Raw genomic sequence first — 488 nt, 5'->3', positions numbered from 1 at the left:
AGCACGTCGTGGTACCGGGCGAACTCGTCGTTGCGTCGTGCGCTGTCCGCGCCGAAGCTCGGCGTCGTGGGGCGGCCGTCCTCGGTGTGCTCGGCCCACGGCAGGGCCAGCACGAGGGTGCGGTCGAGCAGACCGAGCCGCCGGAGGTCGGCGACGAACCTCTGGGCGGCTGCCGACCACAGGGTGTGGTGCTCGTCGGTGCCGAAGGCGACGTGGCGCACGGCGAGCCCGCCGTGCGCCTCGAGACCGGGTTCGGCCATCGTCTCGGGCGTCCGCGTGGTGGTGTGGTCGTCCGACACGAGGATGCCGTTCCTCTCGTCCTGCAGGTCGACGAGGAGCAGGTCCACTTGCGCGGCGCGGTGGAGGAGCCGCGGGAGGAGGGACGACGTCTGGTCGCCGTGGTGCTGGCGCGCAGCGAACGTGCTCGTCGCGCCTGGCGGCGGCGGGACGGCGAGAGGCGTCGCGTACGCGCTGACGAGCGACTGCCG

General features: G+C 73.6%; 1 protein-coding gene. It reads right to left on the bottom strand.

Translation table 11 applies throughout. The features are described from left to right. The coding region (locus G3I71_RS46915; RefSeq protein WP_203733126.1) for a DUF6270 domain-containing protein at positions 1-488 on the bottom strand (488 nt) is incomplete at both ends.

This window comes from Streptomyces sp. SID12501 (assembly GCF_010550245.1).
In the GTDB taxonomy this organism is placed as follows: Bacteria; Actinomycetota; Actinomycetes; order Streptomycetales; family Streptomycetaceae; genus Streptomyces.
This window is presented reverse-complemented; position numbering and strand designations above follow the sequence as displayed.